We start from the raw sequence: 2,862 nt of genomic DNA, 5'->3' as shown, positions 1-2,862 counted from the left end.
GGAGCCGCTCGGCGACGGCGCGCACGTCGCCCTCGCGGGCGGCGGCCCGGGCGCGGGCGGTGGTGGGCAGATCCTCGCCGGTGTCGACCCCGCCCTCGGCGTCGTGGTGGATTCCGGCGCGGTCGGCGGCCTCGGTCAGTTCGGTGGTCAGACGGCGTGCCGTGGCGCGGTCCCGCTCGATGCGTTCGGCGACGCGGGCGGCCTCGGTGCGCAGGTGGGCGATCTCCTGGGCCTGGCCGTCGAGCCGGGTGTCCTGGGCGGCCAGCCGTCGGGTCTGCTCCTCGTGGCGCTGGCGGCGTTCGCGGAGGCGGTCGTGGTCGCGCAGGGCCTCGTCGGCCTCCAGAGCGGTGACCTCGGCGGACTTCTCCCCGATCCGGGTGGTGAGCTCCTCCTCACGGGCGCGGGCGGTGTCACGCTCCCCGGTGGCGCGCCGGTGTTCGGCGGCGGCCTCGGTGACGGTGCGGCCGTGCGCGGCGGCCTGGTCGGCGGCGGCGGTGACCCTGGCCATCCGGTGGCGGGCGTTGGTGGTGAGGTAGTCGGCGTACTCGGTCAGGAAGGTCCGCACGGCCTCGTCGGCGGCGGTGGCGTTGTCGAAGCGGATCTGGACGGCGGCGAGGTTGGCGAAGTCGCGGGCGGCCTGGTCGACGAGGTCCTCGTCCAGGGGGCTGAGGCCGCTGGCGAGGGTGTCGGAGACCTTCTCCGGGTCCAGGTCCTTGGCCAGGAGGGGGCGGCGCAGGGCGAGGAGGAGGTCGAGGAGCTGGATGTAGCGGTCCCCGAGGCCGAACAGGCGCGCGTCGACGGCGCGGCGGTAGTCGGCGGCGCTGGTGTGGTGGGCGCCCTCGCCGAGGGCGGTCTTGAGCTGCTTCTCGGTGAGGGGGCGGCCGTCGGTGGCGAGCAGTCCGAAGTCGACGCCGAGGCGCTGGTCGGTGACGAAGAAGGAGGGGACGACGCCGTCGCGGTGCTTGTGGGCGCGCAGGCCGATGACGAGGGTGACCGTCTCGGGGGCGGCCGCGGAGTCCTCGGGCCGCGCGAACTCCATCCACACGTACCCGTACTCGGACTCCTGGCCCCGGTAGAGCAGGTTGGACTTCATCGTCCGGTTCTGACCGCTGAACGGGTCGAGCCTGCGCGCGTCGGTGTAGCCGTCCAGGATGAACGGGAAGAGCACCTCCAGCGCCTTGGTCTTGCCCGAGCCGTTGTGGCCGCGCAGGATGAGGCGGCCGTCGGCGAAGGCGAACTCCTCGTCGACGTAGTCCCAGACGTTGATCACACCGGCGCGGCTGGGCCGGAAGCGGTCGCTCCCTCGGGTCGTCATCGGCTTCCTTCGGTCTCGTGCGGAGCGGGATCGGGGGCGGCGTCGGTCTCCGGGGCGCCGGTCCCGGCGGCCCCGTCGGATTCGGCGAGGGGGCCGAGCGGGAGCAGGCCGGTGTCCTCGCGTTCGGGCAGGGCGCCCTGGATGTTGCGGTAGCGCAGCGCCGCGGGCGTCACCAGGACCCCGCCGGGTACGGGGCGGACCAGGCGCAGGTCGGCGAGGAGCGCCAGGGCGGCGTCCAGGAGTCCGTGCGGGTCCTGCTGCCAGGCGTTGGTGAAGGAGGCGGCGCCGAACTCGGCGAACAGGTCCGCGACCATGCCCTCCAGGCGACCGCGTTCGACCAGGGGCATCCGGACGCTCTCCCCGACCGGCGCCTCGGCCGGGTCGTGGGCGCCGGTCCCGGTCCAGGCGAGTTCGCCGACCACGCCGTGGTGGGGCAGACCCGCGTCGACGAGTCGGACGAGGTCTTCGTGTTCACGGGCGCAGGACGGCGCCTCCAGGTGGACCAGGGCCGCCCAGGACTCCTCGAACAGGGTGGCGATCTGGGCCAGGAGCAGTCCGGCGACGCGGGTGACGGCGCCGCCGCGGCCCGGGAAGGGCCGGTCGGTGAAGTTCCCGGCGGGATCGGCGAGCAGGACGCCCTCGGCGCGGCGCTCCACCTTCAGGCCGGTCACGCGCGCGACCTCCTCGGCCACGCCCTTGCCGCGCAGGGCGGCGGCCACCTCGGGTTCGAGGTCGGCGTAGTAGACCGCGGGGTGTTCCACGAGCAGGCGCCGGGCGCGCTGGGCGGCGCGGTCCCGGTTCTGTCCGCCGGGGGCGTCGCTCAACAGGCCGGTGACGCTGCCCAGGTGTTGGACGGGGCGGGCGGGCCGGAAGAGGATCTCGCAGATCTCGTGGTCGATGTCGAAGAGCGCGTCGGCCTGGTCGTACCCGCGCGCCCACGCCTCCAGCGAGCCGTCGGACAGGTGGAGGGCGCCGCGGTCCAGCAGCCAGTGGGCGGCGTCGACGAGGGCGGCCTTGTGCGCGGAGTCGGTGGGGTCGTAGCCGAGCCCCTCGATCGTGTTGGCCGAGGGGGTGAACTGGCGGACCAGGTCGCCGAGGCTGATCTCGATCTGGGAGCGTTGGAAGGCGGCCAGCAGCAGGCACAGGTAGGCGAGCCTGCGGCGGTCGAAGGGGCGCCCCTTGCGGGAGAAGACCTGGCGCTGGGTGGGGTCGAGTTCGTCGAGTTCGCGCACGAGCCGCACGTGGGCGGTGGTGGCGATGAGCGTGTACCCGAACAGGGAGCGCAGGTCCTCGGCCATCTGGTCGGCCCAGCGCAGCACCTGGTCGAGCACCCCGGGGCGGGGCCGGGTGGCGGTGATGAGGTCGTGGGTCAGGACCCGGCGCACGGCCTGCTGGTAGGTGCCCAGCTCGGTGGGGTCGACGGTGCGCGCGGGGCCTCGGCGGCGGGCCATCACGTCCCCTTCGTGGCGAGTTCGAGGCGGAGTCCGGGCAGGTGGATGCTGCCCTGGGTGGTGCGGACGGTGCTGCCGTGTTCGCTGGGCACCAGG

The 2,862-nt window shown here is 74.2% G+C and carries 1 protein-coding gene and 1 pseudogene; both read right to left on the bottom strand.

Annotation, left to right across the window (positions count from 1 at the left end):
* Positions 1 to 1,315: pseudogene (locus tag D471_RS37105) on the bottom strand (TIGR02680 family protein); the annotation flags it as partial.
* Entirely contained in the window at positions 1,312 to 2,766 is a 1,455-nt protein-coding gene (locus tag D471_RS0130610) for a DUF2398 family protein (RefSeq protein WP_017602135.1), read from the bottom strand. The pseudogene D471_RS37105 and the gene D471_RS0130610, both read right to left, overlap by 4 nt.
* Between the last annotated feature and the right edge of the window lie 96 nt (positions 2,767 to 2,862).

Source organism: Nocardiopsis lucentensis DSM 44048, assembly GCF_000341125.1.
GTDB classification, from domain to species: Bacteria; Actinomycetota; Actinomycetes; order Streptosporangiales; family Streptosporangiaceae; genus Nocardiopsis; species Nocardiopsis lucentensis.
This window is presented reverse-complemented; position numbering and strand designations above follow the sequence as displayed.

Excerpts from the sequence above, each read along its gene's own strand:
- D471_RS0130610 (WP_017602135.1), bottom strand. The coding sequence starts at position 2,766 with ATGGCCCGCCGCCGAGGCCCCGCGCGCACCGTCGACCCCACCGAGCTG.